We start from the raw sequence: 13,545 nt of genomic DNA on the forward strand, positions 1-13,545 counted from the left end.
AGTCCTCAAAAACTGTTGATGGTAAAGGCTCCTTAACCACACGAGCGCCTACATCATGAACGCTAAGACTACTGCAACCGAGCTGCCCAAGGCAACGAACGACCAGAAACCGGCAGCATCTATCGGCGTTCCGACCACGCCGCAAGCTGTTACGCCTGCATCGCCAAGCGCAGCTGGACCGATTAAAAACGCCGCTACGCCGATTTCATCGACGCCGACGGCGGAAATGACGGGGGCGGAAGGAAAATCCGTTACTGCCGATTCTCCTGCGGCCAAACCGGAGAAGAAGCCGAAGCCGCCGACGAAGATGGAAATCGCGTCATCCATCTACCTGCGCATGTCCGCGCAGAAGGACGTCACCCGCAAGCAGATTGTGGAACAGTTCGTCGCGGAAGCTAAGCTGAGCGCAGCCGGCGCAAGCACATACTATCAACTGATCAAAGCAAAGCTGGGGTAAGAAGTTGGGGCCAGTCTGCAACGCAGACTGGCAAACTTCATATATAGTAGATCAAACTTAACCTCATGCAAACTGCCAGATAAGTTCTGATGTACCTGCTGCCAATAGCAACCTTTGATTCATCAGAATGGTATTCAGCCATAGCCGCGAAAAAACTTATCAAGTATGAGAATCGTAATTTTTCGTCAGGTATTTCAATCTAGAATGCATGCACTAGGATTACGATGCAGAAGCTGCTTAACCTCTTCGTCGAAAGTATTTCGACTTGTTGATGAGCTGGCAGATCACCTGCAAATTGCAGCGTTCATAATGACAATTCCTGTCGATACAGTCAAGCAAGCATAACATCGCAGTATCTTCGCATGCCACAGGGCACTAGAATAGCAGCCACTAATCGTACAAGTCCGCTATTGTATGTCGAGTATGGCTGTTCGCAACCGATGTTCGAAATTCTATCGCATCGATGTCGCTACGGGCGGCGCTTTGGAGAATCAGAAGTTACTTACAAACTATGAGTTAGAGACATTTTTTTAATGATTATCAAAAAATACATGTACATCAAACAAGAATTACCTACGCTTATCGAGTTTTTCGGTTAGGGATTCTATCGCCTTACTCTTATCCTTGGTTTCCTTCTCAAGCGCCGAAATACGCTCCTCTTTATCAGCAACCGTTTGCCTCAATAAGGCTATTTGGTCTTTTTGATAGGATTGGGATGCTTTTTGTTTATCAGCGTTTGCGATTGCATTCGCTGCCTTAATCTGCGCATCGACGAGTTGACGTTGGAGCTCCGTTTCCTCTTTTTCGACTTTCACCTCCAACTTACTCTTCAGGACAGTTACTTGTGCCGTCATTTCCGCCAAAGACTGCGCGGATCTTGTAAGTGCTTCCGACTTAGCCTGATTAGCGTTTTTTTCCTTCGTTAGATTATCGGCTTGTTCAGCAACAATTCCCTTCTGTACGTTTAATTCCTTTTCTCTTACCTCCGCTAACTCCTTGAAGGCAAGGTACGTATGCGTTGTAAAGCCCGCGATAGCAACCAGTACGATCGCGGATCCAGCAAAGAAATTCCCCCAGGTAAAGACACGCAGAAGCAATGGCCTTTTGTCGTCAGTGTCATTTTTAGGCACAGTAAACATGCCTGTTCGGGCAAAATTCATGATACCTATTGCTGCGGATCGCGATAGGTCTACAAAGGCCGAGCGCTGAAACTGTAGTTCATTGATTAGTGTTTGGCGATGCTTTGCCAATTCCATCGCGATATCGTCCTGCATGACACTAACGACGGTTGTGGCTAGCAAGAGCTGTTTATCGGAAAATGAACCATCGTCCTTGCTGCCGAGTCTCGATACCGCAGGATTCGCTAATATCCGCTCAATCGATGTGATTCCTGGAACTTCTGCCGCAGCGTCGAAACTACGTATTGCGATAGAGGTAAGCGAAGTATTCATTACAGATCCAGTTCTCGGTGCGAAACCGTGTTAACCGCTCGTACGTAGGCCTGTCGATAAAATAGCCCCGTTGCCTTCGGCTCCCCTAGTTCACTAACATTAGTACTATCGACTTGGAAATTCGGACTTTTTCTCACGGACTCGGGCAATTCTGCAACCTCGCTCATAGCCACTATAGGAAGGACGCTGGCTATTGCTGGACTCTGCAAGTCCATGCTCGCTTCATTTTCTCGGTCCTGATTATGTTCCTGCGCCGGAATGCGTAAAAATTAGGCGTCTTCCAACATTGCTCAGGCCGTTGGCCACACGCTTTCACCTGTGAAGGGGTCACTGCAGAGTCTGGTTGCTGATTGGAAATTCTGTAGTAGAGACATAATCAGGTGCTCGGTTATGAACTGCCACTTCCCCTCTTACGCTAGATCCTTCTTAGTCTACCCAAACGCTACACAAACAGAAAGTGAAGGAGCCATCGAAAGGCGAAATAGAAAAAAATACAACACCTTCACATTCCATTAGTTTCTTGGTGTAATTAATGTTGGATCGCATTAAGGGAAACCTCGAAACCGCCCAATGATGGCATGATGTCGAGTTTGCCTATGCGCCCCTTCTTGCGATGATCAAAACCAGCCTATGAACGCGAGGCCAAGCTCAACGAGTGGGGTGATGCGCTTCAACTGCTGCCACAATACGTGCACTTCACGGCACTGGCCGCCCAAGTAGGCCTCGCTGCGCCACGCCCCACTCGTGAACGCGGCGGCCGTTCCCGACCGAACTGATGGTGCTGGTGATGCTGATCCAGCAGGTTTTCAACCTCAGCGACAAACAATGGAATTCCAAATGCCGAACCGGTTGAGCTCTCAGCGCTTCGTCGGACTGCGCGACAGGAGCCGGATCCCTGACCGGTCCACCAGAAACGTCTGATTCCGGCAGGGGCCAGCGAAAGCATCTTCGATGCGGTCAACCGCCGGTTGGCCAAGCACAGCTACACCGCGCGCGGCGGGCAGATGATCGACTCCAGCTTTGTGCAGCTCCTGCGTTCAGCAATCAGCTTCGTTAGCCACTGCTCAAGGAAATTGTTCAGCTCAGCCTTGGCGAGTGGGCTGAAGGCCATCAATTCGGGACAGAAGACTTTCCGCGAACCGAAGCAATCACTGTAGGTCAGCACCCCAACGGTCTCGGCCAGCAAGTACACTTCCACGGTCATGTCAGGGTCAGGTATCGCCGCGCCGTGAAGCCGCTGGAGATAGTGGCTCATGCGAAGTACAAGGCGATGAGGGTGACGCTCAATCACATCAACGTGCACATCGGTATGCCCAAGCGCGGCAAGCTTGGCTGGCCCGCTCATGCCTTGCAGATCGGGAAGAAGTTGAAGCAACTTGCGGTAGTTCTGCTGATAGAGATCCATGTCGATTCCACGTTGTTAACGGTACGGGAACCATCTATGGAAAAACTGAAACGGACAACGCTAGTCTGTGCGCTTCCTGATATGATAATCTCCAGCAAGAGTAAAAATAGCACCCGCTCAATTCAGTCTAGCTTCGTTCAATATATTTCAGAAGCTTTAACACCACAATTAAAAATGGTTAACAGAAAAATTAGATTCGTCAATCCTAGAGTAGTCTTTGCTGATATGACGTGGCGGCATGATGAATGCGATAAACTCGCTGAAGGGACACTTATTTTACGAACCCATTTGATGCCATCCACAGAGCAGCATCAGATTCAGAACGTTGAAATAAGCTTCATTACTCAAGAAAGAAGAATTTTCAAAATATTTTTTAAGGCTGATATTCACTTTCTTAAGCCATTAAGCGAAATATTGCCGATTGGCTTTTCGAATCGAGCGCCATCCGATAGATATATAGATGTGCCATCGGATTATGCATTTGTTTGTGACATAACAAGATATGGTAGAGTTCGTCTTCCTATGCGGATGGGAAGAGCTCGCGCATTAAACCTATTGAAAATAATTAACGAAATTGGAACAATTGATCAGCCTGGATTCATCCCAACCTGGTTTATTCATGGGCATCATGATTTCATCTTCGACGAAGACTGGCATGATGCCATGAACCATTACACAGGTCGTGACTATAGCTGGTCCAATTTCGTCGCGCAACCGATCTTTCAACTATCAAGAGAAGCTGAGAGAATATTGCTGGAAGCCGATAAGATTGACCTAGGAAATAAAGATGCAACAGCTTATGAAAACTGGTGTGCTTCAGCGATAAAAACCATCTTTGGTAGTGGATTCTCAGAAATCCGCACTGAAGCAAGAAAGCCTGGATTTAATAAACGCGATGTGATCGGAGTTAATCAGGAAGGATCTGATTTTTGCAGACGGATACTTAGGGATTACAAAAGTCGATTAGTGGTATTTGAAATAAAAAATAAAGATGAAATGGAAAAAGATGACCATACACAAGTTGTCTATTATTCCGGCGGCCATTTTGGGGAAATTGTTTTTATAATTTACCGACCTGACACCGATGGGAAAATAAAAAAATACCAAGATCTTATTAACTATAGCTATTACGTCAAAAAGACACTGGTAGTCATATTGCCACACTCACTTTTATTGAATCTCCTTCACAGCTTAGCTCACACGGATACACCAACAGAAATTGATGAAAAGCTAAACACTTATCTAACAGATTATATTCTTGAAAATATACGTGCATGAATTAAAGAACGTATGCTATACGCCATCATCTTTGACAATGGACGCCTTCATCAGCAGCATAATGACTATGCATCATCAGCAGCTTTTTCGACTAGATGTGGGGTCGAAAATGTGATGGTCGATAACCGCTTGATTAAAGTGGAGTTTTAGTGTGATCGCATACAGTTCGATCTTGGTTGCGATGGCAGCGAATTATCGTCGAATGCAAGTCGCACCGTTGGACAACTGCCTCCAACATCCCAAGTGCGAAGATGACGGTTTGGAAACGAGGCGATGTTCTACTTTCTGCTTGCGCCAGTTGGATACCATAAAATCATGTTTGTACTTCGTCATACCTGCGAGCGACGAGGTGTTACATTGGCCTCGTACTATATGAGGAACTATAGTCACCTCATTCCTGATGATGTTGAGTTATGGGAGTATGATGAGGCAACAAAAATTGCCGTTCGAAGCGGAACATAACTTGATTGCGCACACCTTAAATCATCTGCAACTAAACTTCCCATGAGAGCAAGAAATAGAAACTGATGTCAAGGGTACGGCCATCATGTGATTTCATAATAAAAGAGAGCTGCAAAGATGAATTTTTTTGAGAGATATAAATCCTCCAGCAAACGATGGAATTGTTTTTCTAAAATTGATGTTTTAGGTTCGTTCGATTTTTACACATCAATAATTTCCCTTGACTCAGTGAGGCCGGCGGACTTTGATGACTTAGCTAATAAGACGATAAAAAGCAGAGAGGAAAATGGACCGGTACAGCTTAGTTTTTCGGCGTATGAAGCAGCCTCAAAAATAATGCCGCTCGCCATCCACGAGTATACCCACTTCATTGACTCAACCTCAACCGCCTGGGGACTAAAACACCTAAGCATGATGAATAACGCATATTTGGCTGATGACCGCCGATTTGGAGGAAGTGAAACCGGATTTCATCACGCAAAAAAATTCTTTGACGAAGTCCGAACATTACGTCTACCAGACTACTATACTGTCGTCGAGAAGAATGTTGACCCTCAGTTGCCTTGGAGAAACGTACTAACTGTTGGATTTCAATTTGGCAGCGATGGATTGATATCAGACAGGCCAATTATTTTCGCACGTTTCGACAAAGCAGATGGAACTCCCATTGCACGCTCACCGTTATCATCTATAGCCATCCTTGAAGCATCAGCAATGTTTCAAGAGATAAGCTCGACATTTGCACTAATTGATCAATTAAAAGAAGATGAGAAAATTGTAGAGCGCAATAAGTATACGCGGGAAGTCAAGAGCATTATCTACAACCCGAAACTTACAGAATATACTGCCTGCGCTCATGTCGTGGCAAACACTTTAAATTGCGACGATATTTTTGTCGCCTACAGAATTAGTGCAACACTTGGTCGAATTATTTTAAACATCCCAGAAAGACTCTACAGAAAAATCAAGGTTACGCCTGAAGTAGGTGAAAAGATGGGCTGGTCTAGCGGCACTGATAAAGTAATAAAAATTATAAACACTGGTCTGCAACAATGTAATCCAGGAGTATTATTTTACTTGCTAACTCAACTCTTACCAACGAACTCAGCGTCAGGATCGGCGAACTTAAAGTCCGGCATAGAGTCCGCTTTAAGCCTCTTGGGAACCAATCTTGAGGAGATTCAACAAGAGGCCATTGGTGAAATAGATTTTTTAGCAGACGAATTATCCAGATCAAAAATAAATAGCATTAGAAAACTTGGTTTGGCTGGCAAAGAAAATTTCAGCCTTATAGATTTAGTGTCCCCAGGGCTAAAATTTAACCTCTTACAACTGCCGCCTGTCTTACTCAGTGACGGAACTAGTCGTTCTATTTTCACTACGCCCCAAAATAAATTAGGCACTATAGATTTGGAGATGCTTTATGATGAACTTGTAAATGGACAGATATGGGTGGAACGATTTTCTGAAGCTTGCGGATAAATTTACGGCGCCGATAAATAATCACATCAGCAGCTTTCTCCTACGCAAGGTGGGGTCGAAACTGTGATGGCATCTAACTTGTTGATTAAAGTGGAGTTTTGGTGAGATCGCATATTCATGCGCTTGAAACGCGCATGAATAGTGGCGTTTATTGATGTGGCGGGGCTTGGGAAGCTTCTGCTCTACCATTGAGCTACACCCGCATGCCGTGCATTCTACGCGGCTTTGTACGCTGTTGACAACATTGCAGTATGGTTGCAGTGACGGAAAATGGAACCGGGCGACATGCCGACAAAAAGCCGCATGCCCTCGCGATTGCGCTTGAGTCCGCCCCGCGGCAGAGTTACTATGGTGCAGTGCAATATAAATTTCGGCCTGCACATTTCCGTTTCCAGCCAGCAGGCCACTCCCTTTCCACCACTACAAAGCGAGCGCGGCATGAAAAGCATGAAAAACCTGTTCAAGATCGTCCTGTTGAGTCTTTGCCTGTGCGGTTTCCACGGCGCCATCGCGGCCGCCGAGAAGGGCACGGCGGAGGAAGCCGTGGCGATGGTGAAAAAAGCCAAGGAATTCATCAAGAAAAACGGCAAGGAGAAGGCGTTCGCCGAATTCAACAACCCCGGCGGTCAATTCGTCCAGGGCGACCTGTACGTCATGGTCTACGACATGGAAGGCCTGAACAAGGCGCACGGCGGCAACCCCCGCCTGATCGGCAAGAACCTGCTCGACATCAAGGACGCCAACGGCGTCTTCATCGTCAAGAGTTTCATCGAGGTCGCCACGACCAAGGGCAAGGGCTGGGTCGATTACAAATGGTTCAACAAGGTCAGCAACGCGGTCGAACCCAAATCGACCTATGTCGAAAAACACGAGGATGTCCTGGTCGGCGTGGGCATCTATAAATAACCGTCACACCTCGGAGTTGGGCCATGGCTTGGTTAAACGATTTTCGTATTCGCACCCGTCTGCGCTTCGGTTTCGGCGTGATCCTGGCGCTGCTGGTCGCGGTCCTCGTGACCGACAACGTCATCAGCATCAAGAACCGGGAACACCTGTTCGATGGCATCGCGGCATCCAACGTCAAGGTCGAACTGACGGCGCGGATGAAGGCGGCCCAGCTGGAGGGCGTGGTCGCGATCCGCAGCATCGGCCTGCATACCGAGGCCGCCGCCATGAACCAGGAGCAGGAGCGCCTCAAACAGCAACGCAAGCTGTATGTGGAGGCGCGCGACCAGCTCATGGCGCTCGGCGTGTCCGAGGCCGGCAAGCAGATCTTCGCCAATCTGGCCCGGCTGGACCGGGAACTCGAGGCGCCGACCTCGGACGCGATCGCGCAGGCGCTCGGCTTCAATCCCGAAGCCGTGGCCAGCCTGATCTCGACCCGCATCGATCCCTTGTACCGCGCGGTGCTGGTGGAAATGAACAAGCTGGTCGCGCTGCAGAAGGCGGAACAGAACCAGCTGCTGGCGAACGCCACCGCGTCCGGCCAGCAATTGATGTATGTGCTGTCGGTGATCGGCCTGCTCGCGCTGGTGGTCGGCATCGTCTTTTCCCAGCTCATCACCAACAGCATCGTCGGGCCGCTCAACGCCGCCGTCGCCGTCGCCAAGCGGGTCGCCGCCGGCGACTTGAACAGCGCCATCCAGACCGGAGGCCGCGACGAGGCGGGCGACCTGCTACAGGCGCTGGACGAGATGAACCGCAGCCTGATCCACATCGTCGGCAAAGTGCGGGGCGGCACCAGCACCATCGCCCAGGTCTCGCAACAAATCGCCACCAGCAACCAGCATTTGTCGGCGCGCACGGAGCAGCAAGCCAGCGCGCTGGAGCAGACCGCCGCGTCGATGGAGGAGCTGACATCGACCGTCAGGCAAAACGCCGGCAACGCCCAGCAAGCCAACCGGCTGGCGCTCGACGCCTCCAGCGTGGCCGTCAAGGGCGGCGACGTGGTGTCCCAGGTGGTCGACACCATGGGCGCGATCAACGACTCGTCGAAAAAGATCGTCGATATCATCGGCGTGATCAATGGCATCGCCTTTCAAACCAACATCCTGGCCTTGAACGCGGCGGTGGAGGCCGCGCGCGCCGGCGAGCAGGGACGCGGCTTCGCCGTGGTGGCGTCCGAGGTGCGCAACCTGGCCCAGCGTTCGGCCGCCGCCGCCGAGGAAATCAAGCAGCTGATCGGCGCGTCGGTGGAACGGGTGGACGCCGGCGCCAAGCTGGTCAACCAGGCCGGCGCGACGATGAACGACATCGTCGACAGCGTGCGCCGCGTCACCGACATCATGGCGGACATCAGCAACGCCAGCCAGGAACAAACCGCCGGCCTGGAGCAGATCAACCAGGCCATCGCCCAAATGGATGAAGTGACCCAGCAGAATGGCAAGCTGGTGGAAGAGGCGACATCCGCCGTCAACTCCTTGCGGGATCAGGCGGACGGCCTGCTGCAAGTGGTGCGCGTGTTCTCCATCGACCAGCCTGGAGGACCGGCGCCGGTCATCGAGCTGGCGGCGGCCCGCGCCGGCGCGGAGCGGCCGGCCGCGCCCCGGCCACGGATCGCACGAACGGGATAGCCTCCCCGGCCGTGTAGCCTTACCGCTTCAGCGCGGCGTCCCTCAGGCTATCGGGCAGCAGCGCGTCCGGGAAGTCCTGGTAGCACACCGGGCGCAGGAAGCGCACGATGGCCAGCGTGCCCACGGAGGTGATGCGCGAATCCGAGGTGGCCGGGAACGGGCCGCCGTGCACCATGGCGTCCGCCACTTCCACGCCGGTCGGGAAGCCGTTGACCAGGATGCGGCCGACCTTCTCCTCCAGCGCCGGCACCAGCGCGCGCGCCGTCTCCACGTCGGACGGGTCGAGCTGGAAGGTGGCGGTCAACTGGCCTTCCAGGTGGCTGATCACTTCCGCCACGGTCTCCAGGTCCGGGCAGCGCACCACCACCGACGAGGCGCCGAACACCTCGTTGTGCCACACCGGGTCGGACAGGAAGTCGGCCGACTCCACCAACATCAGCGCGGCCTGCGCCTGGTGCGGGCCGGTCGGCGCCAAGCCGCGGGCGAGCTGCTTCACGGCCGGCTGTCCCGCCAGTTCGGCGGTTTGCTTGCTGAACATGCCGTGGATGGCGGGCGTCAGCATGGTGGCGGCCGGCGCGTTGGTGACCGCCGCCGTGGCGGCGGCCATGAAGGCGTCCAGGCCGGGTCCGGCCACCGCCAGCACCAGGCCGGGGTTGGTGCAGAACTGGCCGGCGCCCATGGTCAGCGAGGCGACGAACTGGCCGGCGATGGCGTCCGCGCGCGCGGCCAGCGCGCCGGGGAACAGGATCACCGGGTTGATGCTGCTCATTTCGGCGAACACGGGGATGGGTTCCGGACGCGCGGCGGCGATCCGCATCAGCGCCATGCCGCCGCCGCGCGAGCCGGTGAAGCCCACCGCCTTGATGCGCGGATCGGCCACCAGCGCGCCGCCCAGTTCGATGGAGGCGCCCGCCAGCAGCGAGAACACGCCCTCGTGCAGGCCGCTGTCGGCGACCGCCTGTTGCACCGCGCGGCCGACCAGTTCGGACGTGGCCGGATGGGCCGGGTGCGCCTTCAGCACCACCGGGCAGCCGGCCGCCAGCGCGGAGGCGGTGTCGCCGCCGGCGACCGAGAAGGCCAGCGGGAAGTTGCTGGCGCCGAACACGGCGACCGGGCCGATGCCGATGTGGCGCAACCGCAGGTCGGAGCGCGGCAGGGGCTGGCGGTCCGGGATGGCGCGGTCCACGCGCACGCCCTGCCATTCGCCCTTGCGGACGGTGGCGGCGAACAGACGCAGCTGGCCGACGGTGCGGCCGCGCTCGCCCTCGAGGCGGGCGCGCGGCAGGCCGGTCTCGCGCGCGGCGTGGTCGATCAGCTCGTCGCCCAGCGCCAGGATGTTGACGCAGATTTTCTCGAGGAAGTCGGCGCGCTGGTCCGGCGTGGTCTGGCGGTAGCTGGCGAACGCCTGCGCGGCCAGCGCGCAGGCCTGCTCGACCTCGGCCGCGCCGGCGCTGGAAAACGTCAGCGTCAGCTTCTGGCCGGTGGACGGGTCGACCCCGTGGAAAGTGTTGTCCTGGCTGCCCCATACCTGCCGGGAGCCGATCAGTTGATGTCCTGTGATTGTCATGGCATTCCTAGATGTTAGCGCAAACAAACTGTAGCACAAATCGGCGCGCCGCTCAGGGCCGCGCTCAGAGCTGCACTTGGGACGGCGGCCGGGATGGCGGCCGCACGCGGGGCGCGGCGTCGGACTGGCGCCGTATCAGGCTGAAATCGATGACGATGTGCTCCACCTGCCCGGCCTGCCGGCTGCGCTCGGCCTGCACCCGCCGCACCAGGCATTGCACCGCCGCCGCCGCCATTTCGCCGATCGGCTGGCGCACCGTGGTCAGCGCGGGCCAGATGGTGGTGGCCAGCGCGGTGTCGTCGAAGCCCGCGACGGTCAGGTCGCCGGGCACGTCGATGCCCAGCTTGTGGGCCACGGCGACGGTGGCGGCCGCCATGTCGTCGTTGCTGGCGAAGATGGCGGTGGGCCGCTGGGCCAGGCCCAGCAGGGCCTCGGCCGCGTCCAGGCCCGAGCGGTAATTGAACAGCCCCGGCGCCACCAGTTCGGCGGCCGGCTCCACGCCGCCCTCGCGCAGCGCGTCCTGGTAGCCCGCCAGCCGCGGCGCGGTGACGGACTGGTTCGGGTGGCCCGTGATGAAGCCGATGCGCTCGTGGCCCAGCTCCATCAGGTGGCGCGTCATGTCGTAGGCGGCGCGGCGGTCGTCGATGCTGACGGCGCTGAGCCGGCTGTCCGGTTTGCCCGACGCCACCACCACCAGCGGCACCCCGGCGGCGACGATGCGGTCGACGATGGCGGCGTCGTCGCACAGCGGCGCCGGCAGGATGATGCCGTCCAGCCCCTGCGCGATCAGGCGCCGCGTCTGCTCCTCGGCCGGCTGGCCCAGGTGACAGCACTCCACCAGCAGCTGCACATTGTCCAGGCTGGCCTGGGCCAGCAGGCCCAGCAGGAATTCGGCGAGGTAGCCGCCGCTGGGCTTGCTGTACAGGAAGCCGACCTGTATCGGTTTGGCGCCGGTGAGGGTGCGCGCCTCCTGGTTGGGCGCGTAGTTGAGCGCGGCGATCGCCTCGGCCACCTTCTTGCGCGTGCTGGGGCGCACCGTGTCCCTGCCGTTCAACACGCGCGACACCGTCATCGGCGACACGCCAGCCAATTTGGCCACGTCCGCCATGCTGGGAGCACCCCTGGTGTCGCCCATCGGCGACGCTTCGACTTGTGAGGTACTCATCGCGGTCCTGCTTCCTTTCCTGGAATGTTTGCGCAAACGTAACGTAGCAGCAACTTTACCACGCCGCGGCGGCTTAGAAGCTATTTGACGCGGCGTGACAAATGCGGCATCATCGAATGGTAGCGCTATTCATTTAGTTTTACCATAACAGTTTATAACAGCCCTATGCAGCACACTGGTGGAGACCGGTGCTTTCGAGAACTATAAAATGGACACTTTGAATACGCCCGCCCCGGGCGCCAAGCTCAGCGCCGCGGAAAAGATCGCCTACAGCCTGGGCGACCTCGCCGCCAATCTGATCTTCCAGACGCTGCTGACCTTCATCGCCTTCTTCTACACCGACGTGTACAAGATACCGCCGAACACCGCCGCCACCATCATCTTCCTGGGCGGCTTGGCCGGCGCCTGCTTCAATCCGCTGATGGGGCTGATCGCCGACCGCACCCAGACCCGCTGGGGCAAGTTCCGCCCGTGGATACTGTGGACCGCCGTGCCCTTCGGCCTCGTGTCCATCCTCGCGTTCAGCACGCCGGAGCTGGGCGAACGCGGCAAGGTGATCTACGCGGCGCTGACCTATGTGCTGTTGATGCTGATCTACTCGGCCAACAACCTGCCCTACTCCGCGCTGAGCGGCGTGCTGACGGGCAGCATGGCGGAGCGCAACAGCCTGTCCGCCTACCGCTTCGTGGCGGTGATGGTGGCGCAGTTCATCATTCAGGTGCTGCTGCTGCCGCTGGTGCTGATCCTGGGCGGCGGCGACAAGATGGCGGGCTTCCACAACACCATGATCCTGTTCGCCGCGGTCGGCACCGTGTTCTTCCTGGCCACCTTCGCGCTGACGCGGGAGCGCGTGGTGCCCACCGCCGCGCAGAAGTCCAGCGTGCGCCAGGACATCGCCGACCTGCTGGGCAACCGGCCCTGGGTGGTGATGCTGGTGCTGACCATCCTGGTGTTCGTCACCTTGGCGCTGAAGGGCGGCATGTATATCTATTACTTCAAGAACTACCTGAGCGAGCCGGCGCTGGCCGCCTTCCTGCGCGACGTCGGCTTCGTCGGCTTCATCAACGGCCTCAACGGGGTGCTGACCGGCGCCGGCCTGACGCGCTTCCAGTGGCCGGAGGACGCGGCCACCTCCGGCTTCAGCCTGTTCAACGCGGGCGGCATCGTGTTCATGATCGTCGGCATCGGCTTCTCCAAGCACCTGGCGGACCGCTACGGCAAACGCGACGTGTTCGGCGCGGCGCTGCTGGTGTCCACGCTGTTCATGCTGGGCTTTTATTTCTACGCGCCGGATTCCATCGGCCTGGTGTTCGTGTCGCAGCTGCTGCACGGCTTCTTCTACGGCATCACCATCCCGCTGCTGTGGGCCATGATCGCCGACGTGGCCGACTACTCGGAATGGAAGAACAACCGCCGCGCGACCGCGCTGCTGTTCTCGGCCATGATCTTCGGCCTGAAGGCGGGCCTGAGCATAGGCGGCGCGCTGGTGGCCGGCATCCTGTCCTTCTACGGCTACGACGCGGCGCTGGCGGCCCAGCCGGACGCGGTGGTGAACGGCATCCGCCTGTCGGTCAGCTTCTACGCCGCCATCCCCTTCCTGCTGGGGGTGGCCGGACTGTTCTTCTACGAAATCAGGAAATCCACGGAGCGCCAGATCGAGGCCGAGCTGGGCGCGCGCCGCGCCCGCCAGCCCGCCTGACACCAC

10 protein-coding genes are annotated in these 13,545 nt (G+C 56.1%); 6 read left to right on the forward strand and 4 right to left on the reverse strand.

Going from position 1 to position 13,545, the window contains the following annotated elements; genetic code table 11:
* Positions 1 to 226 precede the first annotated feature (226 nt).
* Positions 227 to 457: a hypothetical protein gene (locus tag BM436_RS38750; protein WP_371859697.1), complete on the forward strand. Its 231-nt coding sequence runs from the start codon at positions 227 to 229 to the stop codon at positions 455 to 457.
* A 569-nt stretch (positions 458 to 1,026) separates the two neighbouring features.
* Here BM436_RS38750 and BM436_RS36575 read toward each other — a convergent pair.
* Together BM436_RS36575 and BM436_RS31715 are read right to left on the reverse strand one after the other, a co-directional pair.
* Complete coding sequence (locus BM436_RS36575) at positions 1,027 to 1,908, reverse strand: hypothetical protein (RefSeq protein ID WP_143133399.1); 882 nt, start codon at positions 1,906 to 1,908, stop codon at positions 1,027 to 1,029.
* Between the two features lie 982 nt (positions 1,909 to 2,890).
* Positions 2,891 to 3,313 (reverse strand): DUF1249 domain-containing protein, encoded by a 423-nt coding sequence (locus BM436_RS31715; protein WP_093560376.1) that lies wholly within the window; start codon positions 3,311 to 3,313, stop codon positions 2,891 to 2,893.
* 36 nt (positions 3,314 to 3,349) lie between these two features.
* Between BM436_RS31715 and BM436_RS36585 the strand changes: the two genes are divergently transcribed.
* The 4 genes from BM436_RS36585 to BM436_RS38595 all read left to right on the forward strand — a co-directional run bounded on the left by BM436_RS36585 (position 3,350) and on the right by BM436_RS38595 (position 9,108).
* The gene (locus BM436_RS36585; protein WP_143133400.1) at positions 3,350 to 4,591 is read left to right on the forward strand and encodes a hypothetical protein; all 1,242 of its coding nucleotides are present in this window, start codon (positions 3,350 to 3,352) and stop codon (positions 4,589 to 4,591) included.
* Between the two features lie 579 nt (positions 4,592 to 5,170).
* Positions 5,171 to 6,535 carry a hypothetical protein gene (locus BM436_RS36590; protein ID WP_143133401.1) on the forward strand — a complete coding sequence of 455 codons (1,365 nt, stop codon included), beginning with the start codon at positions 5,171 to 5,173 and terminating at the stop codon, positions 6,533 to 6,535.
* A gap of 438 nt (positions 6,536 to 6,973) precedes the next feature.
* A complete protein-coding gene (locus BM436_RS31730) occupies positions 6,974 to 7,441 on the forward strand; it encodes a cache domain-containing protein (protein WP_307666753.1) in 468 nt (155 codons plus the stop codon).
* A 23-nt stretch (positions 7,442 to 7,464) separates the two neighbouring features.
* Positions 7,465 to 9,108, forward strand: coding sequence for a methyl-accepting chemotaxis protein (locus tag BM436_RS38595; protein WP_218164971.1), 1,644 nt, complete (start codon positions 7,465 to 7,467; stop codon positions 9,106 to 9,108).
* 19 nt (positions 9,109 to 9,127) lie between these two features.
* On the opposite strand, the gene BM436_RS31740 is transcribed toward BM436_RS38595, so the two are convergent.
* Complete coding sequence (locus tag BM436_RS31740; protein ID WP_093560382.1) at positions 9,128 to 10,675, reverse strand: aldehyde dehydrogenase (NADP(+)); 1,548 nt, start codon at positions 10,673 to 10,675, stop codon at positions 9,128 to 9,130.
* Positions 10,676 to 10,739: 64 nt separating this feature from the next.
* Positions 10,740 to 11,840, reverse strand: coding sequence for a LacI family DNA-binding transcriptional regulator (locus BM436_RS31745; protein WP_218164972.1), 1,101 nt, complete (start codon positions 11,838 to 11,840; stop codon positions 10,740 to 10,742).
* Between the two features lie 208 nt (positions 11,841 to 12,048).
* Here BM436_RS31745 and BM436_RS31750 point away from each other — a divergent pair, with 208 nt between their 5' ends.
* A complete protein-coding gene (locus tag BM436_RS31750) occupies positions 12,049 to 13,539 on the forward strand; it encodes an MFS transporter (RefSeq protein WP_093560471.1) in 1,491 nt (496 codons plus the stop codon).
* Positions 13,540 to 13,545 lie beyond the last annotated feature (6 nt).

The organism is Pseudoduganella namucuonensis, assembly GCF_900116645.1.
GTDB classification, from domain to species: Bacteria; Pseudomonadota; Gammaproteobacteria; order Burkholderiales; family Burkholderiaceae_D; genus Rugamonas; species Rugamonas namucuonensis.